This is a genomic window from Phenylobacterium sp., assembly GCF_035944335.1.
Lineage (GTDB): Bacteria > Pseudomonadota > Alphaproteobacteria > Caulobacterales > Caulobacteraceae > Phenylobacterium.
This window is the reverse complement of the sequence record NZ_DASZBG010000012.1, coordinates 14,944-35,491: the sequence shown is the minus strand read 5'-3', so window position 1 is coordinate 35,491 and position 20,548 is coordinate 14,944. Positions and strand designations below refer to the sequence as shown.

Annotated in this window: 26 protein-coding genes; 15 read left to right on the top strand and 11 right to left on the bottom strand. The window is 70.5% G+C overall.

Features of this window, described 5'->3' with window-relative positions; translation table 11 throughout:
• Positions 1–77: 77 nt before the first annotated feature.
• Positions 78–1,493 carry an HWE histidine kinase domain-containing protein gene (locus tag VGT80_RS03140; RefSeq protein WP_327452793.1) on the bottom strand — a complete coding sequence of 472 codons (1,416 nt, stop codon included), beginning with the start codon at positions 1,491–1,493 and terminating at the stop codon, positions 78–80.
• Between the two features lie 193 nt (positions 1,494–1,686).
• On the opposite strand from VGT80_RS03140, the gene VGT80_RS03135 reads away from it, so the two are divergent.
• The 3 genes from VGT80_RS03135 (at position 1,687) to VGT80_RS03125 (ending at position 2,676) form a co-directional block, all read left to right on the top strand.
• The gene (locus VGT80_RS03135; protein WP_327452791.1) at positions 1,687–1,992 is read left to right on the top strand and encodes a glycine zipper domain-containing protein; all 306 of its coding nucleotides are present in this window, start codon (positions 1,687–1,689) and stop codon (positions 1,990–1,992) included.
• Between the two features lie 23 nt (positions 1,993–2,015).
• Entirely contained in the window at positions 2,016–2,378 is a 363-nt protein-coding gene (locus tag VGT80_RS03130) for a hypothetical protein (RefSeq protein WP_327452789.1), read from the top strand.
• A 118-nt stretch (positions 2,379–2,496) separates the two neighbouring features.
• On the top strand, positions 2,497–2,676 hold the full coding sequence (locus VGT80_RS03125) for a DUF1328 domain-containing protein (protein ID WP_327452787.1): 180 nt from the start codon (positions 2,497–2,499) through the stop codon (positions 2,674–2,676).
• Here the strand turns inward: VGT80_RS03125 and VGT80_RS03120 are convergent.
• From VGT80_RS03120 to VGT80_RS03110, 3 genes are read right to left on the bottom strand one after another with little or no spacing between them, the layout of a single operon-like run.
• Entirely contained in the window at positions 2,673–3,461 is a 789-nt protein-coding gene (locus VGT80_RS03120; protein WP_327452785.1) for a metallophosphoesterase, read from the bottom strand. The two genes, VGT80_RS03125 and VGT80_RS03120, sit on opposite strands and share 4 nt — an antisense overlap.
• A gap of 5 nt (positions 3,462–3,466) precedes the next feature.
• Positions 3,467–4,333 (bottom strand): diacylglycerol/lipid kinase family protein, encoded by an 867-nt coding sequence (locus VGT80_RS03115; protein ID WP_327452783.1) that lies wholly within the window; start codon positions 4,331–4,333, stop codon positions 3,467–3,469.
• A 22-nt stretch (positions 4,334–4,355) separates the two neighbouring features.
• Entirely contained in the window at positions 4,356–4,688 is a 333-nt protein-coding gene (locus VGT80_RS03110; protein ID WP_327452782.1) for a hypothetical protein, read from the bottom strand.
• Positions 4,689–4,825: 137 nt separating this feature from the next.
• Between VGT80_RS03110 and VGT80_RS03105 the strand changes: the two genes are divergently transcribed.
• The 4 genes from VGT80_RS03105 to VGT80_RS03090 all read left to right on the top strand — a co-directional run bounded on the left by VGT80_RS03105 (position 4,826) and on the right by VGT80_RS03090 (position 6,617).
• The gene (locus VGT80_RS03105; RefSeq protein WP_327452861.1) at positions 4,826–5,173 is read left to right on the top strand and encodes a glycine zipper domain-containing protein; all 348 of its coding nucleotides are present in this window, start codon (positions 4,826–4,828) and stop codon (positions 5,171–5,173) included.
• A gap of 85 nt (positions 5,174–5,258) precedes the next feature.
• On the top strand, positions 5,259–5,702 hold the full coding sequence (locus tag VGT80_RS03100) for an OmpA family protein (protein ID WP_327452781.1): 444 nt from the start codon (positions 5,259–5,261) through the stop codon (positions 5,700–5,702).
• A 396-nt stretch (positions 5,703–6,098) separates the two neighbouring features.
• Positions 6,099–6,308, top strand: a complete 210-nt coding sequence (locus VGT80_RS03095) for a hypothetical protein (protein ID WP_327452780.1) — start codon at positions 6,099–6,101, stop codon at positions 6,306–6,308.
• 15 nt (positions 6,309–6,323) lie between these two features.
• Positions 6,324–6,617, top strand: coding sequence for a hypothetical protein (locus VGT80_RS03090; protein WP_327452778.1), 294 nt, complete (start codon positions 6,324–6,326; stop codon positions 6,615–6,617).
• Between the two features lie 74 nt (positions 6,618–6,691).
• On the opposite strand, the gene VGT80_RS03085 is transcribed toward VGT80_RS03090, so the two are convergent.
• Both VGT80_RS03085 and VGT80_RS03080 read right to left on the bottom strand, forming a co-directional pair.
• Positions 6,692–6,865 (bottom strand): DUF1328 family protein, encoded by a 174-nt coding sequence (locus VGT80_RS03085; RefSeq protein ID WP_327452776.1) that lies wholly within the window; start codon positions 6,863–6,865, stop codon positions 6,692–6,694.
• A gap of 85 nt (positions 6,866–6,950) precedes the next feature.
• Positions 6,951–7,751 (bottom strand): response regulator, encoded by an 801-nt coding sequence (locus VGT80_RS03080; protein ID WP_327452774.1) that lies wholly within the window; start codon positions 7,749–7,751, stop codon positions 6,951–6,953.
• A gap of 166 nt (positions 7,752–7,917) precedes the next feature.
• On the opposite strand from VGT80_RS03080, the gene VGT80_RS03075 reads away from it, so the two are divergent.
• The 4 genes from VGT80_RS03075 to VGT80_RS03060 are packed head-to-tail and all read left to right on the top strand — an operon-like array spanning position 7,918 to position 10,703.
• Positions 7,918–8,166, top strand: coding sequence for a NepR family anti-sigma factor (locus VGT80_RS03075; protein WP_414693887.1), 249 nt, complete (start codon positions 7,918–7,920; stop codon positions 8,164–8,166).
• Positions 8,166–8,777 carry a sigma-70 family RNA polymerase sigma factor gene (locus VGT80_RS03070; protein WP_327452772.1) on the top strand — a complete coding sequence of 204 codons (612 nt, stop codon included), beginning with the start codon at positions 8,166–8,168 and terminating at the stop codon, positions 8,775–8,777. The genes VGT80_RS03075 and VGT80_RS03070 overlap by 1 nt, the downstream gene beginning before the upstream one ends.
• A gap of 43 nt (positions 8,778–8,820) precedes the next feature.
• Positions 8,821–10,518 (top strand): sensor histidine kinase, encoded by a 1,698-nt coding sequence (locus tag VGT80_RS03065; protein ID WP_327452770.1) that lies wholly within the window; start codon positions 8,821–8,823, stop codon positions 10,516–10,518.
• 47 nt (positions 10,519–10,565) lie between these two features.
• Positions 10,566–10,703, top strand: coding sequence for an entericidin A/B family lipoprotein (locus tag VGT80_RS03060; protein ID WP_327452768.1), 138 nt, complete (start codon positions 10,566–10,568; stop codon positions 10,701–10,703).
• A 66-nt stretch (positions 10,704–10,769) separates the two neighbouring features.
• Here the strand turns inward: VGT80_RS03060 and VGT80_RS03055 are convergent, their stop codons facing one another.
• From VGT80_RS03055 to chpT, 4 genes are all read right to left on the bottom strand, one after another.
• On the bottom strand, positions 10,770–11,570 hold the full coding sequence (locus tag VGT80_RS03055) for a CheR family methyltransferase (protein WP_327452766.1): 801 nt from the start codon (positions 11,568–11,570) through the stop codon (positions 10,770–10,772).
• Positions 11,567–11,932 carry a response regulator gene (locus VGT80_RS03050; protein ID WP_327452764.1) on the bottom strand — a complete coding sequence of 122 codons (366 nt, stop codon included), beginning with the start codon at positions 11,930–11,932 and terminating at the stop codon, positions 11,567–11,569. The genes VGT80_RS03055 and VGT80_RS03050 overlap by 4 nt, the downstream gene beginning before the upstream one ends.
• Before the next feature lie 42 nt (positions 11,933–11,974).
• A complete protein-coding gene (locus VGT80_RS03045) occupies positions 11,975–14,083 on the bottom strand; it encodes a S9 family peptidase (protein WP_327452762.1) in 2,109 nt (702 codons plus the stop codon).
• 62 nt (positions 14,084–14,145) lie between these two features.
• On the bottom strand, positions 14,146–14,826 hold the full coding sequence (gene chpT / locus VGT80_RS03040; protein ID WP_327452760.1) for a histidine phosphotransferase ChpT: 681 nt from the start codon (positions 14,824–14,826) through the stop codon (positions 14,146–14,148).
• 88 nt (positions 14,827–14,914) lie between these two features.
• On the opposite strand from chpT, the gene cysQ reads away from it, so the two are divergent.
• Entirely contained in the window at positions 14,915–15,673 is a 759-nt protein-coding gene (gene cysQ / locus VGT80_RS03035) for a 3'(2'),5'-bisphosphate nucleotidase CysQ (protein ID WP_327452759.1), read from the top strand.
• Between the two features lie 4 nt (positions 15,674–15,677).
• On the opposite strand, the gene VGT80_RS03030 is transcribed toward cysQ, so the two are convergent.
• Entirely contained in the window at positions 15,678–15,860 is a 183-nt protein-coding gene (locus VGT80_RS03030; RefSeq protein WP_327452757.1) for a hypothetical protein, read from the bottom strand.
• Between the two features lie 173 nt (positions 15,861–16,033).
• Between VGT80_RS03030 and VGT80_RS03025 the strand changes: the two genes are divergently transcribed.
• From VGT80_RS03025 to VGT80_RS03015, 3 genes are all read left to right on the top strand, one after another.
• A complete protein-coding gene (locus tag VGT80_RS03025; RefSeq protein ID WP_327452756.1) occupies positions 16,034–16,858 on the top strand; it encodes an enoyl-CoA hydratase/isomerase family protein in 825 nt (274 codons plus the stop codon).
• Positions 16,859–16,900: 42 nt separating this feature from the next.
• The gene (locus tag VGT80_RS03020; RefSeq protein ID WP_327452755.1) at positions 16,901–18,091 is read left to right on the top strand and encodes an acyl-CoA dehydrogenase; all 1,191 of its coding nucleotides are present in this window, start codon (positions 16,901–16,903) and stop codon (positions 18,089–18,091) included.
• 92 nt (positions 18,092–18,183) lie between these two features.
• Positions 18,184–20,538: a PAS domain S-box protein gene (locus VGT80_RS03015; RefSeq protein WP_327452753.1), complete on the top strand. Its 2,355-nt coding sequence runs from the start codon at positions 18,184–18,186 to the stop codon at positions 20,536–20,538.
• Positions 20,539–20,548 lie beyond the last annotated feature (10 nt).

Below are 20,548 nucleotides of genomic sequence, written 5' to 3'. Positions count from 1 at the left end.
TCCATGCGCCCGTTGATAGGGCTACGCTTGCTGCGCCGCGAGGCGGCGCCTTGTCTCAGCGGCACGCCGCCTCAGGGTCAGCGCGCCGCAAGCAGCTCGGCGACGGCGTCGGCGACCTGGGTGACGTCGTAAGGCTTGCGGATGACCGGCGCGTCGAAGCCGCCCGGCGCGCCGCCGGCCTCGCCATAGCCGGTGGCGAAGACGAAGGGCACGTGGCGGGCCGCCAGGGCCTCGGCCACCGGCATCACCGAGCGGCCGTTGAGGTTGGCGTCGAGCACCGCCGCGTCGATCGGCCGATCGAGCAGCGCCATGGCCTCCTCCAGCTCATAGGCCGGACCGATCACCTCGGCGCCGGCTTCCGAGAGTCCGGTCTCCAGCTCCAGCGCCAGCAGCACCGCATCCTCGACGATAAGGATCCGCGCGCCCTTCAGGCTCAAGGCCCGGTTGGCGACGGGCGTCGCCTCGACGGGCCGCGGGGCCGGCGCTTCGGGTAGGTCGTCGGGACGCGGCGCGAGCGCAGCCGCGCCGGCCGTCAGGGTCGCGCGCAGGCCGGAGGGCCGGTACTCGACGGAGGTCTCGCCGTTCAGCTCGCGTCCGGTCACCTGGCCCAGCAGGGTCGCGCCGAAGCCACGCCGCGTCGGGGTGCTGGTCCGCGGACCGCCGCTCTCCGACCAGATCAGCTCGAAGCCGCCATCCGGCAGCTGCGTCCAGCGCAGGTCCACCCGGCCGCTCTCCACCGAGAGCGCGCCATGCCTCACCGCGTTGGCGGAGAGCTCGTGCAGCGCCAGGGCGAGCGCATTGGCCGCCCGCGGCGTCAGGAACAGCTCCGGCCCGTCCCAGCGGGTCTGGCCAGGCGCGATGGCCCCGAGCTCGGCGGCGGCCAGATGATCGATGGCGGCCCCGCGCCAGCGGGCGGCGGTGAGCAGCTCGTTGGCGCTCGCCATGGCCTTCAACCGGCCGCCGAAATTGGCCAGGAAGGCGTCGAGGGAGGTGGTCTGTTTGGCCGTCTGGACGGCGAGCGTCTGAACGGCGGCCAGCACGTTCTTCACCCGATGGTCCAGTTCGGCCATCAGCGCCTGGCGCCCGTCGTCTTCGACCTGGCGGGCGGTGATGTCCTCGACGATGCCGGTCAGGCCCGTGGGGCGTCCCTTGGCGTCGCGCGCCATGATCCCGGCGATGCGCATATGTACGGTGCGCTGGTCGTCCGGCCGGATATGGCGGTACTCCACCTCGAAGGTGTCGCCCGAGGCCAGGTTCGCGGCGCGCGAGCTGCGGACCCGCTCGAGATCGTCCGGATGCACGAAGCGGTCCAGCGCCGCGCCGCGTTCCGCCGCCCGCTTGCCCGCCGGCAGGCCGGCGATGGCCGCCATCCGCGGGCTGATGATGAGCAGGTCGCGCGCCACGTCCCACTCGAACTCGCCCAAGCCCGCGGCCTGCAGGGCGAGTTCCAGCCGGCTCGGGTGGGAGGGCGGAGGGACGTCTTGGCGCGTCATGGCCTGAACATAGGATGCGTCGGCGAGGAGCGCGACAAGGAACCCGGCCGGCAGGGCTGCGTTTGGTTCGCCGCGGGGATGGGGCGCCACGGCTCCGTCTTTGCGCGGCGGCTGGAACCGTCCTACCATGTCCGACGTTCAGGCAAGCGCCTCCCCGCCGCCTCGCCGGGGCTTCCCTTTCCGGAGACATGACATGCCCGCGAACGCCGCAGATTTCGCCGACGAAGCCAAGAATGGCGTGGACAAGGGTGTCCGCATGACGGCCGAGGCCCAACGGACCTTCGCCGACGCCCGTGCGCGCATCGAGCAAGCGGTCCAGGACGGCCTGGAGCAGCTGCGCACCCAGTCGCGCGCCTACGCCGACACCGCCGGCGAGCAGCTCGAACAGGCCCAGCAGTACATGGTCGAGCGCGTGCGCGAGCGTCCGCTCGCCGCGACGGGCGCCGCGCTTGGCGTGGGCGTCCTGATCGGCCTGCTACTGTCGGCCGGACGTAAGTGATCTTCAACAAACTGCTTTCAATGATGGCCGCCGTCGCCGCCCTGGTTGCGGCGGCTGTCGTTGTCGTCATAGCCTTGTCGTTCGCGCTCTACGCGGCGCTGCGCGACATCATCGGCCCGGCCTGGGCGGCGACCGCGGTCGCCGGCGCTTTTGCGTTGCTGGCGCTGATCCTCGCCTTCATCCTGACCCGCAAGGCCAAGCCGAAGCCGGTCAAGGGCGACCAGCAGAACCTCACCTCGCGGCTCGTCGAACTGGCCCGCGAACGGCCGCTGGTGGCCGCCGGCGCCATGGCCGCGGCGGTGGCCGTGGTCATCCGCAATCCGCGCATACTGACCGCGGTCGTCACCGCCGCCTTCGCCAGCCGCAAGCCGCCCCCCCGGCGCTGAGCGCCGCCAAAGCCACGCTCCGGGTGGGAACGGCCGCGCCTGAGCGGGCGTTGACATGGGCGCAGGTCAGCCGACCTGCACCGTTTGCGTCCGCTAGGGCGCGCTTGGAGATAACGCAATGCTAGGCTGGGCCCTGACATTCCTGGTGGTGGCGCTGATCGCCGCCGTGCTCGGCTTCACGACGATCGCCGGCGCGGCGATGGGCGTGGCCAAGATCCTCTTTGTCGTCTTCCTGGTGCTGTTCCTGGTCTCGCTCGTCATGCACTTCGTGCGCGGCGGCCGAAGCCCCACGCTCTAGGATACACGTCGATCTAACGACCAGGTGCGATACGGCTCGAAATGCGAGCCGGTCCACCCGAGGGCGGCGATGCGAATCGCCGCCCCTTCTATTTCGACCACGTTGAAGCCGGCCGGCACGCCGCGTTCGCGCACCGACAGGGTGCCGGCGCCCACCGCATAGGTGCGTCCGTCGCCGTAGGGATAGGGCCAGGTGAAGGGCGCGTGGATGTGCCCGGACAGCACCAGATCCACCTTCGCCTCGGCGAAGGCGCGGGCCGCGCCCTGGCCGCCCCAGACGCGCGCGGTCATTGGACCCCCGATCATTTCCATCAGCGGGTGGTGGCAGACCACCAGCCGAAAGCATTCGTGGGGTGCGGTCTCGAACCAGTCCGCGGCGGCGCGCGCCTGGGCCGGGGCCACCTGGCCCTTCGACCAGTTGATCCGTGGCTGGACGCCCCGCGCGGTGTTCAGCCCGCGCACCGCGAAGCCGGACCCGAGATGCGTCTGGGTCGCCGCGGGGCCGATCGCTGCTTCGAAGCGGCGGAATGGGGTGAAGATCCGCTCGGACCAAGCAAGATAGGGGGCGTCGTGGTTGCCCGGCGTCACCAGTCGCGGTCCCTTGAGCGTCGACAGCCAGGCCGCGGCGGCCTCGAACTCCTGCGGCTCGCCGTAGCGGGTCAGGTCGCCAGACACCACGATCAGGTCGAACTCGCCGGAATTCACGTAGTCGGCCGTGGCCGCCACCGCGGCGACGTTCTCGCCGCCGAAGTGGATGTCGGAGAGATGGGCCAGGCGGATGGCCACGGGCTTCAGGTGTCCTTGGGGATGGCCAGCATGCGCGCCACCGCCGGACGATAGACCACCTCGGCGGCGCTGTGCAGGCGCACCAGCTCGCCGTCGAGCAGGGCTGGGATGCGGCTGGCTGCCCAGACCCGCGTCGAGCGGGCGTGGCGGGACTCCACCGCCGGGTCGTCGCGCCAGTCGCGCACCAGGGCGTTGATCCCCAGCCGGAAGGCGTCGGCCGCGCCGCGCACGTCGAGGGCGGCGGCCTCCAGGGCGGCCTCCTCGTCGGCCATCACGCGTGAAACCAGAGGGCACATGAACACCAGGGCTTCGGCCTTGTCCGCCACACCGCCGTCGAAGGCGTAGCGGAGCCGCCCGGTGAAGGCGCGGCGTAGCGCGCGGCGGGCGCGCGCCAGGGCCAGGATCGGCTCGTGGTAGCGGGCGGCCTCGCGCGCGGCGCCCCAGAGCGCGGGCGAACCGAGCACCGCAGCCACCAGGAAAGTATTCCCCTCCACCTCGCCGCCGCCGATGGTGCGCCTCTCGCCCTCGGACAAGGCGACGTTGAGCGCGTCCTGCCAGGAGCGTGTCCCGTAAAGGGCGCGCGGCAGCATATTCATGGTGCCGCCCGGCAGGGTGGCGAGCAACGGACCGTGGGGGCCGCAAAGCTCCGCGGCGGCGCGCGCCGTCCCGTCGCCGGCCAGGGTGACCAGCAGGTCGGGACCCGCGTCCACGGCGGCGCGCAGGCAGTTGGTCAGGTCGCGGGTTTCCGGCGCGCAGACATGGGCCGTCAGGCCGTGGTCGGCCAGGATCTTCTCGATCTCCGTGGCGGCGTCCTTGCCCACCCCGCCCGAGGCGAGGTTCGCCACGACCTCGACGCGGCTGATACGCCCCACGGGGCTACGCGCTTCTATGGGATCAGCCGGCGTTGGAGGCCTTGGCGCGCGCCTGGGCGGCGGCGTCGCGAAGTTGGTCGCCGGCGTTAGACGCCGCCTGGCTGGCCACCGGCTTGGCGATCTGCAGGCCTTGGTCGACCTGGAGGCCGGCCGCGCCGAACGAGCCGTTCACCAGGGCCAGGGCCAGCATCGCCACGCCGACCGCGGCCGCGGCGAAGGTCAGGGTCATGCCGATCGGGTGGCGCTTGCGGCGGGCCCGCTCGTCGCTCCGGCCACGCTCATAGGCTTCGCGCAGATCGGCCTTGTCGAGGGCGTCAGGGGCCCGCGTGTCGTCGTTCAGGCGTCCGCCGACCATGGGAGATGCTCCGCTTGAGAAGGGTGTTGCGCCCTTCCAACGGTGGGGGACGGTGGAGGTTCCGCTTTCCGCCTTCGACGGAACTGCGGCGTTGGGCTGGCGTTAGGCCCGGCAGGGGACACAAAAGGAGAGCCATGATGCTCAAGCCATTGATCGCGCTTGCCGGCGCCAGCGTACTGGTCGCGGCCTGCGCTGACGACCCGCACACCACCAACACGGCCCTCGGCGGCGCAGCGCTCGGCGCTGTGGCCGGGGCGGTGATCGGGAACAACGTCGCGCACGGCAGCACCCTGGGCGGTGCGGCGATCGGCGCGGTCGTCGGCGGCTCGCTCGGGGCCGTGAAGGGCTGCCACGACGAAGGCGGCTGCGGCGCGGCCGCGGCTCCGAACCGTCGCCAGTACTATGACGACCGTGCGGGTCGCTATTACTACTACGACTCGGCCACGGGCCGGTACTTCTGGGAAGACGGCTCGCCGCGCTACTAGGCGACGCCGACACCGAGATGTCAGGGGCGGTCGGATTTTCCGGCCGCCCTTTGGCGCGCCCGCTAGCGGGCTGGAGGGGAAGACGATGAGAACGGCGCTGCTCTTGACGGCCGCGGCCGCGATGGCCCTGGGCGGCTGTGCGACCATGCAGACCGCTCGCGCGCGGCTGGTGAAGGCGACGCCGCGTTGCGAGGACCAGACGGTGCAGATCTACTTCGCGCCCGACCAGGCCGAGCTGACGCCGGAGGGCCGCATGGTGATCGCCCAGGCCGCCTCCAACACCCGGGCCTGCAAGATCCTCGGCGTGGACGTACTCGGGCTGGCGGACGGGGCCGGCCAGGCGGGCGCCAACCTCGAGCTCTCGCGCCGCCGGGCCCAGTCGGTGACCGCCGCCCTCGCCGCCAACGGCCTGCCGTCCGCCGAATTCAAGATGACGGCCGCCGGCCAGGCGGGCGCCGTGACCTCAGGCGGTCAGGCCGCGCCCCTGCGCCGCCGCGCCGACGTGACCCTGCACCTCGCTCCGCGCTAGGTCGAAAGCGCGAGCGCAAAAGAAAGGGCGGGCCCTGGGGCCCGCCTGAGGTGTGCATCATCGAGAAAAGGGGTGCGGAGACGGCAGACTGGCATGCTCGCCAGTCTCAAGTCGGGGGGGGCGTCGCCGCCTCCGCACTCGACTAAACACGCACTCCCACGAGTGCGTTCCGCCATCGCCCCACTTTTTTCGAAAAAAATACATCGCGGCGGTTCACCGAGCGCCCGACGCGGCGGCAGCACGTCCCGGCCGGCGCAAGACTCGTCCGCAGGTGTTGAAAGATCAAGACTTTCTGGAGGCCTGGCCATGGCGGCCCTGCGGCAGGGAACGTCCCGCGCAGGCGAGGCGTTGAAACCTTGGCGGGCGAAGGGACCCCGCGCGAGGGAGGGCTCGCCAATGCGCTCAGGCTACGGATTCCGCGGCGGCTTCGCCCTGATGAAGACGCCGAACTATCGCCAGCAGGCCGCGCGACGGCGGTTGATGGTGATCTGCGCCGTGCTCGGCCTGGCGCTCGCCAGCGGCCTGATCGGCACCCTCACCTCACCCAAGGCCGCCGTCGTGGCGAAGATCACGACTGGCCCGTTCAGCTATTTCCCACACCAGTAGGAGGCGGCTTTCCCGATGGCCTATTCGCAAGACGACGGACAGACCGTCGGCGCCACCCGCGCCCGGCAGGGCCGGACCGGTCGCAACATCTTCTGGGTGCTGGTGTTCGGGATCGCCCTGACCGTGCTCGGCTTCGCCGCCACCTGGGCCTGGAAGGCGGGCGACTTCGGGTCGGCCGATGCGAAGAACACCGCCCAGGCCGCCGGCGCCGCCCCCTTCGCCGCGCCGCGCCCCGACGCGGCGAGCCGGCAGAACTATCAGAAGGGCGGCCCGCTCGCCCCGCAGAACGGCGGCAATCCGCCATCGTGATCTGAATCCGGACATAGGGGACACGACAACGGCCGCTCGCAAGAGCGGCCGTTTCTGCGTCCGAGATACGCAGCCTAGAGGACCGAGCGCCCCTGGAAGGCGCGGATGATGAAGTTCACCACCAGCAGCACGAGGAAGACGACGAACAGGATCTTGGCGATCGAGGCGGCGAGGCCCGCCAGGCCGAAGAAGCCGAAGAAGCCGGCGAGGATCGCCAGCACCGCGAAGAGAATTGACCAGCCGAGCATCGGATCGCTCCCTCTAGAAACCAGAAAGGGCGCCGCGGGAGGCGACGCCCTCTTGGGTGTTCAACGCAAGCTGGACCCTTTGGGTTCAGGCCGCCTGTTTCGAGGCTTTGCGCGGATGGAAGAACAGCGCCTGGCCGATCGCCGCCTTCACCGTTTCCGGCTGGAAGGGCTTGGTGATCAGGAAGGTGGGCTCCGGCCGCTCGCCGGTCAGCAGGCGCTCGGGGAAGGCGGTGATGAAGATCACCGGCACGTCGAAGCGCGCCAGGATATCCTTCACCGCATCGATGCCCGAGGAGCCATCGGCCAGCTGGATGTCGGCCAGGACGAGGCCTGGCGTCTTGCGGGCTACCGCGTCGATGGCCTCGGTGCGGGTGGCGGCGATATCGACCACCGAGTGGCCGAGTTCCTTGACCAGCGCCTCGATGTCGGCCGCGATCACCGGCTCATCCTCGATGATCAGGACGTCCGTCGCGAGTTCGGCGTCGATCTCGGTCTGCGCCTCGGCGATCAGTTGCTCGACCTCGGAGAAGTCGGCGCCCAGGATCTGCGCGGCTTCGGAGGGGGTGAAGCCTTCCAGGGCGGTCAGCAGGAACGCCTGGCGCGAGCGCGGGGCGATCCGCATCAGGCGCCGCGTGGTGTCGTCAGTCGCCAGGTCCTCGTCGGTCGGGCCTTCGAGTTGGGCGCCGGAGGAGCACCAGATGGCGTGGAACACGTGATAGAGCGCCACGCGCGGGGTCAGGCCGGGATCGAGCACGCGTTCGCCGGCGGCCAGCGCTTCGAGCGCCACGCGGACGTAGTGGTCGCCGGTCGTCTGGTCCCCGGTGAGCGCGCGGGCGTACCGGCGCACGTAAGGCAGATGCGGCGCGAGGCGAGCGAGTAGACTCAAGGGTGACCCCTCCCTGGTATTCAAAGCCAGCGGCCACGCGGGAAGTCTCCCCCACCGCGAACCCCATGATGGGACAAAAACGTCACCAGGGGGAACTTGTTCCCATTTCCCGCGGTTTTTCGCATCTTGTCCGACGATCTGCGGGAACCTGGCGCGGAGTCGGACGTTGAGCGACAACGAGAATGCCAAGAGGGGGCGGCCGCCGCGAGAGCGGCACGCCAGTAACATGATAGAACAACGGCCTCCTGGCGAACGACGCAAGTCGTCCGCCGCCCTGGACGAAGCCCGCCTGCGCCAGCAGGCGATTGGCGTGCGCCTGCGACAGATGTTCGACCAGGTGGTCAACGAGGACGTCCCGGACGAATTCCTCGACATCCTGCGCAAGGCCGACAGCCGCGCCTCGGAGAAGGGCTGATGCCCGAGGCCCAGCCACAGCGGGCGCCGTCCTCGGAGCCCCGGCCCGACGACGAAGCCTTCAAGCGCGAGCTCGTGCAGCTCATCCCGCACCTGCGGGCCTTTGCGCGCACCCTCTGCGGCGACCCCGCGGCGGCCGACGACCTCGCCCAGGACGCGATGATGAAGGCCTGGGACGCCCGGGCGAGCTTCCAGATGGGCACCAACATGAAGGCCTGGACCTTCATGATTCTGCGCAACCAGTTCTATTCCGAGAAGCGCCGCTCCTGGCGCCAGAGCCAGCTCGACCAGGAGGCCGCCGAGCGGACCCTGGTGGCGGTGGACGATCCGGAAGCCCCGGTGGCGCTGGACGAACTGCGCCAGGGCCTGGCCATGCTGCCGCCCGAACAGCGCGAAGCGCTGATCCTGGTGGGCGCCGGCGGCTTCGCCTACGAAGAGGCGGCCGACATCTGCGGCTGCGCGGTGGGCACGGTGAAGAGCCGGGTGAGCCGGGCGCGCCGGGCGCTGCATGCGATCCTCGAGGGCGGGGACTACGACCGCGACGGGGAGCCGGCGAGCGAAGCAATGCGCTCTATCCTCGCCGATGCGGAGCGGCTAAGCACCGTCCGGTGAGGACGGATACGGGCTCGCAATGGCCGGCCTGCCCTGGGCATCCTTGAGCACCATCCGGGTCCGCTTGACGCTGGCCCTGGCGGCAGCATTGCTGCCGGTGCTGCTGCTTGGCATCCTGCAATCGGCGATCGCCTTCAACCGTGAGCGGGTCGACCTGCGCCGCAACCTCGGCTTCGCCGCTGAGCGCAGCGCCGCCACCGCGCGCGCGCGGATGGAGGCGGCCGACATCCTGCTGCAGACGCTGGCGCCCGGGTCTGTGGGCTTCCAGTGCGCCCAGCGGCTGGCGGAGGTCACCCAGCGTATCCCGGGCTACGCCAACCTGATCCGCTTCGACAGCCGCGGGCGGGTGGCCTGCGCCGCCGGCGACGTCCCCGCCGACGAACAGCGCGCGATGCGCCCCTGGTTCCAGCAGCTCTCGGTCGGCCAACCGCTGGTCATCACCCGCGATCCCGGCTCGCCCTACGCCCAGGAGCCCGCGGTGCTGGCCGCGGTCCGCGCCGCCGCCCCCGATGGGCGCTTCGACGGCGCCTTCGTCGCGGTGATCCGGCTGAACAGCCTGGAGCCCTCGGTCGCCGATCCGATCCTGCCGGCCCATTCCGAGGTGGCGCTGGCCGACCCGAGCGGCCGCTATATCACCGCGACCAATCCGAAGGCCTTCACCACCCTGCCGGCCGATTGGCGCGCCCGCACCCGCGCCCAGGGCTCCTACGTCTGGTACGACCGCGACGCCGGCGGCCAGCGCAGGGTCTTCTCCGCCGCGCCGGTGGTCGGCGAGGCCGTCTATGTGGTGCTCTCCGCCCGCTCGCCCGGCCTGCTATCCTGGGCCTGGCTGAACCCACTATCCGGCATCGTCTTCCCGCTCCTGACCTTCGCCCTGGCGCTGACGGCGGTGACGGTGGTCACCGAGCAGGTGGTGGTGCGCTGGATCGCCTACCTGCAGCGGATCGCCTCGCTCTACGCGCGCGGCCGCCTCAGCGTGCGGCCGGTCCAGGCCGACCAGATGCCGCCGGAGATCCGCGAACTGGCCGAGACCCTGGAGGACATGGCCGACGCCATAGTCGGCCGAGACGCCAGCCTGCGGGATTCCCTGGCCCAGAAGGACGCGCTGATGCGCGAAATCCACCACCGGGTGAAGAACAACCTGCAGGTCATCTCGTCCCTGCTCAACATGCAGCAGCGCTCGCTCACCGACCCGGCCGCGCGGGCGGCGATGAGCGACACCCGCCAGCGGATCACCGCGCTCGCCCTAATCTACCGGGCGCTCTACCAGGGCCCCGATCTGAAGCGCGTCGACCTGCGGCCGTTCCTCGAGGAGCTGACCGCCCAGCTGGTGACCGGCGAGATGCTGCACGGGCCGGCCGTACAGACCGTGCTGGCGGTTGACGCGTTGGTCATCGATCCAGACCGGCTGGCGCCGCTCGCGCTGTTCGCGGTCGAGGCGATCACCAACGCCCAGAAGCACGCCTTCCGCGAACGCGGCGGCGTCCTGACCGTCAACTTCCGCGTCCGCGGCGAGGAGGCGGAGCTGGAGATAAGCGACGACGGCCAGGCGCCGGACGATGCGCTGGTCTCCTCCGGAGTCGGCCGCACCTTGATGACCGCCTTCGCCCGCCAGCTGCGCGGCCACGCCGACCTGGTGCGCAACTCCTCGGGCGGGATCACCGCGCGCCTGACCTTCCCCAATCCGGCGGCGCTTCCGGAGCGTCCGGAGGCCGGGGACGGGAACCAGGCCGCGGCCTAGGCGTTCAGTGGATGCGACTTTCAGCACATCCTCGGGAGAATTCCAAAATGCGCAAACTCATGGTCCTGGCGGCCCTGGCCGTCAGCCTTGGCGTGGCCGCCTGCAACACCGTTCAAGGCGCCGGCAAGGACGTCTCGGCCGCAGGCCACGCCGTCTCCGACACCGCGCAGGACGCGAAGCACTAGCCCCACTCGGGTTCAGTGTTGGAGAAACCCCGCCGTGCACACGGCGGGGTTTTTTGCGGTCTGGACTCAGGCGGCGGCCCGCACGCGCTCGGGGATCTCGAACCTCCCCGGCGCGCCCGCAACCGGAACCAGGCCGAGGGATGTCGGCGGAGCTTCGCCCGCGCCCAGCACCAGCTGTCCGCCGGGCCGTAGCGCGGCGGTGAGATGGGCCATGACCCGCTCGCCCGCCGGCGGCAGCAGCGAGCCGAGCAGATGGCGGCAGAGGATCACGTCGAAGGTCCCGACGCCCGGGGCGACGTCCAGCAAGTTCAGGCGGCGCCACTTCACCTGCCGGCGGATCTCCGGATCGAGCAGGAACTCGTCTTCGACATTGGCGAAGTGCCGGACCAGGCGGCGCGCCGACAGGCCCTGCTGCACCTCGAACTGGCTGTAGAGGCCGACGCGGGCCTTCTCGACCGACCGCTGCGACAGGTCCGAGGCGAACAGCTCGACGCCGTCGACCCCGCGCTCCTCCAGCAACATGGCGATGGAATAGATCTCCTGCCCGGAGCCGCAGGCCGCGCTCCAGACCCGCACGGCGCCGCGCGCCGCGGCGGCTTCCAGATGCTCGCCCAGCGCGGCGAACACCTCGGGATCGCGGAAGAAGGCGGTGTGGGCCGGCGCCAGCGCCTCGACCACTTCCCAGACCAGCCGCTGGTCGCCGCGGTCGCGGACCGAGCGCACGAGCTCGGCGATAGAGCCATAGCCTTCGCGGCGGGCGACCACGCCCAGTCCGCTCTCGAGCAGATAGCCGCGGTCGGTCTCGATGTTCAGGCCGGCCAGCGTGGCGCACAGCCCGGCCACATGGTCGCGCTCCCGGGGCGTCATGCCAGCCCCGCCGCGGCGAACTTGCCGACCACGATCTCGGCGTCAAAGGGCTTCATGATGAATTCATCGGCCCCGGACTCGAGCGCTTCTCGAATCCTTTCAACCTGGCTCTCGCCGGAGCAGTAGACCACCCGCGGAGCCTCGCCGCCCGGCTCCAGCCTCAGCCGTCGCAGGAACTCCGGTCCGCCCATCACCGGCATGTGCCAGTCGAGCAGGATGGCCTCGGGCATGGTGGCGCGGCAGAAGGCGAGCGCATCGGCGCCGTCGCCGGCCTCGGCCACCTGGAAGCCCAGGTCCTCCAGGATCCGGCGCGCGACCATGCGGATCACGCGGCTGTCGTCGACGACCAGGCAGGTCTTCAAGCGCTGAGGCTCCTTCACCCCACCCTTGTCGCGCCAGGATGGTTAAGGAGCGGTAGCCGAGCGGTTGGCGGCGACGGTTTCCGAGCCGGTCCAGCGCCGCATCCAGTCCTCGACGTTGCGGTACCACTCCACCGAGTTCTGGGGTTTGAGCACCCAGTGGTTCTCGTCGGGGAAATAGACCAGCTTGGAGGGGACGCCGCGGCGCTGGGCGGCGGTGAAGGCCGCCAGGCCCTGGCCGAGCGGCACGCGGAAGTCCTTGCCGCCATGCACCACCAGGATCGGCGTCTTCCAGGCGGCGACCCTGTTCAGCGGATTGAACCGCTCATAGGCCTCGCCCTTCTCCCAAGACAGGCCATCGGTCTCATATTCCGCGAAGCCGGTGATGTCGGTGGTCAGCGCCATGGTGCGGGTCTCGAAGACGCCGTCGTGATCCACGAGGCACTTCCAGGGCGCGTTCCAGGCGCCGGCGATCCAGGCGACCATATAGCCGCCGTAGGAGCCGCCGAGCGCGCAGGCGCGGCTGCCATCGAGGTAGGGATATTTCGCCAGGGCGGCCGACCAGCCCTTTTGCAGGTCCTCCAGCGGCCGGTCGCCCCAGTGGCCGACGATCGAATGGCCGAAGGCCTCGCCGTAGCCGGACGAGCCGTGGAAATCGACCATCACCACGGCGTAGCCCATGCCGGTCCAGACCTGCGGGTTCCAGCGGGTGGACCAGGCGTCGCCGAACGAGCCGTGCGGGCCGCCGTGGATCAGGAAGGCGACCGGGTACTTGCGCCCCGGCTGATAGCCCTGCGGCGGCAGGACGTAGGCCATCACCGGCTCGTCGTTCCAGCCCTTGAAGCTGAACTGCTCGGGCGTGGAGAAGGCGAAGTCCGCCAGCCGGGCGGCGTTGTGGGCGGTGAGTTGGCGCTCGCCGCGCGGGCCGACCTCATAGAGCTGGGCTGGACCCATCAGGCTGTCTTGCGAGACCACGATGCGGTCGCCGCCGGCGGTCACGCCTGTGACCTGGCCGCCTGTGGTCAGCGGGCGGACCTTGCCCGCCGCCGGATCGATGGCGAACAGGCGCACCCGGCCCTGGTCCTCGGCGGTGGCGTAGAGCGTGTGGCCGTCCGGCGACCAGGCCAGGCCGGCCGCGGAGCGGTCGAAGCCGGGATCGGCCTCATGGTCGGCGCCGGTGCGCAGGTCGCGCACCATGACCGCGGCGCGGACGTCGCCGCCGCCGCGGGCCTTCTGCGCCAGGTAGGCGAGCTGGGTTCCGTCCGGCGAGAGGGTGGGCTTGCCGTAGGCGCCGGGCGCGACGGGGCTGATGCGCCGAGGCGGCGCGGAGCCGTCGAGGGGAGTGCTGTAGAGCCCTTCGAGGTCGGTGACGCCCCAGGCGGCGCCGGGCTCCAGGGCGGAGAACACCACCGCCTGGTTGGAGACCGCGAAGTCGCTGTCGCCGCCGAACGGACGCCCCGGCGCGTCGGCGTCGAAGCCGGTCATCAGCCGCGTGGGCTCGCCCGCCACGCCGCCTGCCGCGTCGAGCTTGAGGGCGAAAAGCTGCGCCCGTTCGCCAGCTTGCCAGTCGTCCCAGATGAACAGCGGCAAGTGCTCGAAGGTGACGGCGGAGACCTGGTTGGCCTTGCGCGCATCCTGGCGACCCTTGGTGCAGGCGAGCGTCGGGCAATCGGCGAAGACGCTCAGCGCCACCACCAGCGTCCGGCCGTCGGGGCTGAGCCGATAGCTGCGCACGTCGATGGGCAGGTTGGTGACCTGCACGGCCGCCGCGCCCTCGGGATCGGTGCGCCAGACCTGCTGGGTCCCACCGCGGTTGGAGAGGAAGTAGAGGTGCGTCCCGTCCGGGCTCCAGCGGGCCTGGCCGGCGGGCCGCGTGGAGATCTCCAGCATGCGCGGCGGCTGGGCGGGCGCGCGCCGGTCGGCGATCCACAGCGTGCCGTTCACCCGGTTGGCGGCCCAGTCGACCACGCCCACCGAATAGGCGAGGTATCGGCCGTCGGGCGAGAGCTGCGGGTCGGACACCCGATCAAGCGTCGCCATGTCCTTGGCGGTGAACGGCCGCGCCGCCACGGCGCCCGTCGCCATCGCCGTCGCCGCCAGCATGCCGAGCGCCAACCCGCGCACCGCGCGGCCCAATCCCATGAAGCTGTGCACGAAGACGTCCCCTACCCTGACTGCCGGCGGAGCTTAGGCCCCGAGCGGCCGGCGGGGCAATGTCAGGCCGGCACGGTGGCGGCGAACACCACCTTCTCATCGCTCACGTCGGCGAACACCCGTCCCCCGGCGTCGGTGAGGAACAGGTGCACATAGTAGGCCTGCACCCAGTGACCGTGCAGGCCGTCGCCGAGCGGCTGGCCCTGCAGCCCGCGCAGCACCTCCGGCCGCAGGCGCGCGCGGGGGCCTGAAGCCTCGGCGGCGATGGCGATGGCGCCGGCTTCCTGCACCGCCCGGATCGACGCCACACCGCCGGTCGGCAGAGCCGCGCCGGTCATCTGCGCCAGGTTGAGGATCGCCCGGGCGGCCGGCTTGTTGAGCGCCGGCGCCTCGACCGTCCACTGCAGCTCGGCGCGCATGTGGGCGAAAACGCCCTGCGCCAGCTTCTCCAGGTCGCGGGCGTCGAAGGTCTCCGCCGAGGCCGAGGCGCCGAACGCCACGCGGCTGAACTGCAGCAGGTCGGCAAGCTTGCGCGCCGAGCTGGAGATCAGCGACATGGCTTCTTCGCGCATGTCCTGCGCCGAGGGGTCTTCCAGCAAGTCGAGCCCCGAGACGATGGCGCTCGCCGGACTGATGAAGTCGTGGCACATGCGGCCCGCCAGATAGGCGGCGAGCTCAGCGGCGCGCACGCTCGAAGCGGGCTCGGGAGCGGCGATGTCGTCGGGGGCCGGCGGCTCGGTCATGGGACGACCTTGGCGTGATTTGAGCCTTTGGAAAACGCCCCCGGCCTCATAAGAGAACCCCTGCCCAGAAGGCGGCGAAGGATTGGCGATGAACGAGGTGGGCCCCGAACTGGCAAAGATCTGCGAGGCCGCCGCGCAGCTGATCCTGCCCCTATGGCGCTCGGGCCTGTCGGTGACTCACAAGGCCGACGAAAGTCCGGTCACCGAGGCCGACCATCGGGCCGAGGCGCTGATCCTCGAGGCGCTCAGGAGCCGCTTTCCGGATATCCCGATCATCTCGGAGGAGGACGCGGCCCAGTTCGGCACGCCCGACGCCATCGGACCGCGGTTCTTCCTCGTCGACCCGCTGGACGGCACCAAGGCCTTCGTGCGCGGCGACCCGCATTTCACCGTGAACATCGGCCTGATCGACAACCATCGGCCGGTGGCCGGCGCCGTGGCCTGCCCGCCCACGGGCGAGCTCTGGTTCACCTCCGGCGGGCAGGCGCTGAAGCGCAGACAGGGCGGCGCGGACCAGCCGGTGCGCGTGCGGCCCTGGCCGGCCGGCGAGGCCCTGGTCCTGATCAGCCACACCATGAAGGAAGAGACCATCCAGGCGCTCGCCGAGCGCTATGGCTTCGACCGGCGCGAAGCGATGGATTCCTCCATCAAGCTTTGCCGCATCGCGGAAGGCGCGGCGGACATCTATCCGCGCCACGGCCCGACCATGGAATGGGACATTGCCGCCGGCCATGCGGTGCTGGCCGCCGCGGGGGGCAGCGTCCTGACGCCCGAGGGCCAGCCGTTCCTCTACGGCAAGGCCAGCGAGGGATTCCGCAACGGCTGGTTCGTGGCCCGGGGCGGCTAGGTCGTCAGATGTGGTGCGGCAGGTTCCAGTCTTCGGACGCGGGGCCGGAGGCCACGATCGGCTGCGCTGCGATCTCGGCGACGGCCCGGCTGGGCTGGCCAAGCGCCAGATAGCCGAAGAAGCCCGCCACGAAGGCGATGGCCGCCAGCAGCGCGAAGGGTCGGAGGAAGGCGAAGGCGCCGGACATTCGGCTGTTCCTTGCGAGAACGGATCCCCACAGGAACACCGTAGCGGCCGCCGGGTTGCGCTCACGGCTCGCGAGACGCCGCGATTCCGTCCGCCGGCCGGGCAAGATCGCTTTCCCTCGCGCTCCTTCGGCGCGATGCTTTGGCCAACGATAGAGAGCGCGGAGGACCGGCCATGGCCTACGAAGCGGGCGACTACGAGACCCTCAGCCTGGAGCGGCGCGGCCATGTGGCGGTGCTGACGCTGAACCGGCCCGACCGGCTGAACGCCATCTCGGTGAGCCTGCGCGAAGAGGTGCAGGCCGCTGTCGCCGCGGTGAAGGCCGATGACGAGGCGCGCGCCCTGGTGCTGACCGGCGCGGGCCGCGGCTTCTGCGCCGGCGCGGACCTCCTGGGAACCGGCCCGGTGGCCACCGGCCGCGTTGAGGAGCCGGCGTCCCAGGGCGGCCGCCTCGATGAGATGGGCTGGGTCGGGCGCTGGGCGCTGATGTGGCAAGGCTTCGACAAGCCCATCGTCGGCGCGATCAACGGCGTGGCGGCCGGAGCCGGCATGTCGACGGCGCTCGCCTGCGACGTGCGCCTGGGATCGCCCGCGGCCCGCTTCAAGAGCGTGTTCATCGAGCGCAGCCTGTCGCCGGACTCAGGCCTCTCCTACTTCCTGCCGCGCGTCGTGGGCTATGCGGCGGCGGCCGACATCATCTTCACCAGCCGCACCCTCGAGGCGGAGGAGTCCCTGCGCATCGGCCTCTTGAACCGCATCGTCCCGGCCGAGAGCCTGGTCGACGACGCCGTCGCCTACGCCGACCTGATGACCCAGTGGCCGCCCGTGGCCCTGCGCATGTCCAAGCGGGTGCTGCAGCACAACACCGACGCCGAGCTGGAGGCGGCGCTGCGCTACGAGACGGTGGGCCTGGGCCTCGCCCGCAAGTCGCCCAACGACGTCAAGGAATCCATGGCGGCGTTCCGCGAGAAGCGCAAAGGCGTCTACACGGGCTCCTGATTTCCGGTCATAAGGCGCCGCATTGATTTAGGAGATTTCCCGATGCCGCTCGACACCGGCGCCAGCCAGAAGACCTTCCGCTGGGACGATCCCCTGGATCTGACTTCGCGCCTCTCCGAGGACGAGCGGATGGTCTCTGAGGCCGCCCGCGCCTACGCCCGCGAGAAGCTCCTGCCCCGGGTGGTCTCGGCCTTCGCCGAGGAGCGGTTCGACCGCGAGATCATGACCGAGATGGGCGCGTTGGGCTTCTTGGGTCCCACCCTGCCGGAGGAATACGGCTGCGCCGGCGTCAACCACGTGGCCTACGGCCTGATCGCCCGCGAGATCGAGGCGATCGATAGCGGCTACCGCTCGGCGATGAGCGTGCAGTCCTCGCTGGTCATGTACCCGATCTACGCCTTCGGCTCGGAGGCCCAGAAGACGCGCTTCCTGCCGGGCATGGCCAAGGGCGAGATCATCGGCTGTTTCGGCCTCACCGAGCCGGACGGCGGCTCCGATCCCGCCTCGATGCGCACGGTCGCCAAGACGGTTGACGGCGGCTTCGTGCTGAACGGCGCCAAGATGTGGATCACCAACTCGCCGATCTGCGACGTGGCGCTGGTCTGGGCCAAGCTCGACGGCGTCATCCGCGGCTTCCTGGTCGAACGCGGCTCCAAGGGCTTCGAGACCCCGAAGATCCTGAACAAGCTCTCGCTACGCGCCTCGGTGACCGGCGAGATTGCGCTCGCCGACGTGTTCGTGCCGCAGGACATGATGCTGCCCGAGGTCTCGGGCCTGCGCGGGCCCTTCTCCTGCCTCAACAAGGCCCGCTACGGCATCGCCTGGGGCGCGATGGGGGCGGCGGAATTCTGCTTCCACGCCAGCCGCGACTACGTCTCGAGCCGCTCGCTGTTCGGCCGCACGCTGGCCTCGCGCCAGCTGGTGCAGAAGAAGCTCGCCGACATGCAGACCGAGATCGCTCTGGGTCTGGAGGGCGCGCTCGCCCTGGGTCGACTTATCGACGATGGCGCCTGGGTCCCGGAAGCCATCTCCCTGATGAAGCGAAACAATTGCGGCAAGGCGTTGGATATCGCCCGGGTTGCGCGCGACATGCACGGCGGCAACGGCATTTCGGGCGAGTACCATGTGATGCGCCACGCCGCGAACCTCGAGACGGTCAACACCTACGAGGGCGCCCACGACGTCCACGCCCTGATCCTCGGACGCGCCATCACCGGCGAGAGCGCCTTCTAAGGGCGGGCCGAGGCGAGGAGGGCCGCAGCTCGCCCAAACCTTGTGTTTACCTCGCGGGCGTATGGGGTTCGGCTGGACTCTAGGATCCCTCTATGGCCGGCAAGCGCCCTTCGCGCGGTCCCGACAAGGCCGATCTGATCCGGCTGCTGTTCGAGAACAGCGGCGACATGATGTTTCTTGTCGACGCTGACCTGAAGGTGCGGCTGGTCAATCCCGCCTGGGAACGCATCACCGGCTGGAGCGAGGCTGAAATCCTCGGACAGTACGCCCTGGATTTCCATCATCCGGACGACCTGGCGAGCATGCGCGCCCGCATGGCGGCCAACGGCCCGGGGCGGATCGTCGAGTCCGAGGTTCGCTTCAGGCTGAAGAGCGGCGACTATCTATGGGTCGCGGCGCGCCGGCAGATGAGCGACGACGGCTACCACGTCGTCAGCATGCGCGACGCCACGGCCGAGCGGGCGCGGAGCGAGGAGCTCGAGGACGCGCGCCGCACCCGCAAGATGCTGGGGGCTTCGGCCGGCGTCGGCATCTGGAGCTACGATCCGACCACCAACCGCATCTGGTGGTCCGATGAGCTCGTGGCCATGCTCGGCATCGATCCGACGCAGGTCGACGCCCCCGACGCCTTCTCCAAGCTGGTCCACTGGCGCGACCGCAAGCGCACGCAAGGCTTCCTCGCACGCGCCGTGCGCACCGGGGCGCCGGCACAATTCGAGCACCGCATCCGCGCGCACGGCGGCTGGATCACCGTGCGCGTCACCATCCAGACGGAGCCGACCGGCGACGGGCGCTTCGTCCTGAAGGGCATGTCCGAGGACATCACCGAACTGGCCGGCGCTCGCGACGCGGCCCGCCGCGGCGAACAGCAGATGCGCCGCGCCCAGCGCGAGGCCCAGGCCAGCGCCACCCGCCTGAAGCTCGCCCTCGAGGCCGCCGAGGCCGGGGTCTATGAGATCGATCACGTGGCCAAGACCTTCTGGGCCTCCCCGGAGTTCGAGCGGCTGACCGGCCAGAAGAACGCCACCTACGAGGAAGCCACGCACCTGCGCTTCCCCGGCTTCCATCCCGACGACCTGGAGCATGTTCGCGGCTCCTTCCGGGCGCTGCACTCCGGCTCGAAACAGTCCGGCGAGGCCTTCGAGGCGCGCATCGTCCGCCCGGACGGCGAGACCCGCTGGATCCGCGTCTCCCATCACCTGAAGGTAGGCCGCAACGGCCGCTGGCTGAAGGCCGTGGGCCTGGTGCAGGACTTCGACGACCGCAAGCGCCAGGAGCTGGCGCTGATCGAGGCCCAGCAGGCGGCCGAAGCCGGCGCCGAGGCCAAGGCGACCTTCCTGGCCAATATGAGCCACGAGATCCGCACGCCGATGAACGGCGTCATGGGCGTGTTGCACCTCCTGAAGTCCGAGCAGCTGACCGAGGATGGCCGGCGGATGCTTGAGGAGGCGCTGTCCTGCGGCCGGATGCTGGCCGAACTGCTCAACGACGTCATCGACTTCTCCAAGATCGAGGCGGGCCGGCTTGAGCTCGCGTGCGAGCCGGTGGACGTGGCCGCCGTGGTCGAGGGCGTCGCCCGGCTGCTGCGCCCGCAAGCCGACGCCAAGGGCCTCCAGCTCGCCATCAACGTCGACCCGCAGGTGGGCTGGGTGCGCGCCGACCCCGTGCGGCTGCGCCAGGCGCTGTTCAACCTGGTGGGCAATGCGGTGAAGTTCACCGAGCGCGGCTCCGTGACGATCACCTGCTACACGCCGACCCGCGCCACCCTGCGCTTCGAGGTGGAGGACACCGGGGTCGGGATCCCGGCGGCGGCCCAGGACCGCATCTTCCAGCGCTTCGACCAGGGCGACGCCTCGACCACCCGCCGCTTCGGAGGCTCGGGCCTGGGCCTGGCGATCACCAAGCGGCTGGCCGAGATGATGTCGGGCGACGTGGGCTTCACCTCCTTGGAGGGCCGAGGCTCGGTCTTCTGGCTGGAGATCGCCGCCGAGCCGGCCGCGGCCCAGACCATCCAGCCCGACGACCTGTCGCCGGTGCTCGACGGCCTGAAGATCCTGGTGGTCGAGGACAACAGCACCAACCGGATGATCGCCACCAAGCTGCTGGAAAGCTTCGGCGCGGCGGTGGAGACCGCGGCGGACGGCTATCTGGGCGTGGAGGCCGCCGAGCGCGGCGTCTTCGACGTGATCTTGATGGACGTGCAGATGCCGGGGATCGACGGCCTGGAGGCCGCGCGGCGGATCCGCAATCTCGGTGGCGACGCGGCTGCGACCCCCATCGTCGCCCTGACCGCCAACGTGCTGGCCCACCAGCAGCGGCGCTACCTCGACGCCGGCATGGACGGCGTGGTCGGCAAGCCGATCTCGCCCGGCGCCCTGATCGCCGAAATCGCCCGCCTGAGCCGGGCGGCTGCGACCGACGACAAGGACGACAGCGCCGTCGCCTGACGGCAGTCTT

Excerpts from the sequence above, each read along its gene's own strand:
- VGT80_RS03140 (WP_327452793.1), bottom strand. The coding sequence starts at position 1,493 with ATGACGCGCCAAGACGTCCCTCCGCCCTCCCACCCGAGCCGGCTGGAA.
- VGT80_RS03135 (WP_327452791.1), top strand. The coding sequence starts at position 1,687 with ATGCCCGCGAACGCCGCAGATTTCGCCGACGAAGCCAAGAATGGCGTG.
- VGT80_RS03130 (WP_327452789.1), top strand. The coding sequence starts at position 2,016 with ATGGCCGCCGTCGCCGCCCTGGTTGCGGCGGCTGTCGTTGTCGTCATA.
- VGT80_RS03125 (WP_327452787.1), top strand. The coding sequence starts at position 2,497 with ATGCTAGGCTGGGCCCTGACATTCCTGGTGGTGGCGCTGATCGCCGCC.
- VGT80_RS03110 (WP_327452782.1), bottom strand. The coding sequence starts at position 4,688 with ATGGTCGGCGGACGCCTGAACGACGACACGCGGGCCCCTGACGCCCTC.
- VGT80_RS03105 (WP_327452861.1), top strand. The coding sequence starts at position 4,826 with ATGCTCAAGCCATTGATCGCGCTTGCCGGCGCCAGCGTACTGGTCGCG.
- VGT80_RS03100 (WP_327452781.1), top strand. The coding sequence starts at position 5,259 with ATGAGAACGGCGCTGCTCTTGACGGCCGCGGCCGCGATGGCCCTGGGC.
- VGT80_RS03095 (WP_327452780.1), top strand. The coding sequence starts at position 6,099 with ATGCGCTCAGGCTACGGATTCCGCGGCGGCTTCGCCCTGATGAAGACG.
- VGT80_RS03090 (WP_327452778.1), top strand. The coding sequence starts at position 6,324 with ATGGCCTATTCGCAAGACGACGGACAGACCGTCGGCGCCACCCGCGCC.
- VGT80_RS03085 (WP_327452776.1), bottom strand. The coding sequence starts at position 6,865 with ATGCTCGGCTGGTCAATTCTCTTCGCGGTGCTGGCGATCCTCGCCGGC.
- VGT80_RS03070 (WP_327452772.1), top strand. The coding sequence starts at position 8,166 with ATGCCCGAGGCCCAGCCACAGCGGGCGCCGTCCTCGGAGCCCCGGCCC.
- VGT80_RS03060 (WP_327452768.1), top strand. The coding sequence starts at position 10,566 with ATGCGCAAACTCATGGTCCTGGCGGCCCTGGCCGTCAGCCTTGGCGTG.
- VGT80_RS03055 (WP_327452766.1), bottom strand. The coding sequence starts at position 11,570 with ATGACGCCCCGGGAGCGCGACCATGTGGCCGGGCTGTGCGCCACGCTG.
- chpT (WP_327452760.1), bottom strand. The coding sequence starts at position 14,826 with ATGACCGAGCCGCCGGCCCCCGACGACATCGCCGCTCCCGAGCCCGCT.
- cysQ (WP_327452759.1), top strand. The coding sequence starts at position 14,915 with ATGAACGAGGTGGGCCCCGAACTGGCAAAGATCTGCGAGGCCGCCGCG.
- VGT80_RS03030 (WP_327452757.1), bottom strand. The coding sequence starts at position 15,860 with ATGTCCGGCGCCTTCGCCTTCCTCCGACCCTTCGCGCTGCTGGCGGCC.
- VGT80_RS03025 (WP_327452756.1), top strand. The coding sequence starts at position 16,034 with ATGGCCTACGAAGCGGGCGACTACGAGACCCTCAGCCTGGAGCGGCGC.
- VGT80_RS03020 (WP_327452755.1), top strand. The coding sequence starts at position 16,901 with ATGCCGCTCGACACCGGCGCCAGCCAGAAGACCTTCCGCTGGGACGAT.
- VGT80_RS03015 (WP_327452753.1), top strand. The coding sequence starts at position 18,184 with ATGGCCGGCAAGCGCCCTTCGCGCGGTCCCGACAAGGCCGATCTGATC.